General features: G+C 68.3%; 1 pseudogene. It reads left to right on the forward strand.

The annotated features are described in order from the left end of the window. Positions 1 to 249: pseudogene (locus SB771_RS36055) on the forward strand (MFS transporter); the annotation flags it as partial.

Consider the following 249-nt stretch of genomic DNA (forward strand, 5'->3'; position numbering starts at 1 on the left):
GCGGCGTATATGGACTCGCGCCAGATTCTCACGCTCGGCCTCGCGGTGGTCGCATGCGCCAATCTCGCGATGATGGTCGCCGCGCGCAGCGCCAGTCACGCATGGTTGATCGTCGCCATGGCGCTGCTCGGCAGCGGCGGCGGCCTGCTGAACGGCGAGACGCAGAAGGCGATCATGGGCACAGTGCCGCGCGAACGCGCGGGCATGGCGTCCGGCATCAGCACGTCCTCGCGATTCACGGGCATTCTG

The organism is Burkholderia sp. SIMBA_051 (genome assembly GCF_046534915.1).
Classification (GTDB): Bacteria; Pseudomonadota; Gammaproteobacteria; order Burkholderiales; family Burkholderiaceae; genus Burkholderia; species Burkholderia ambifaria.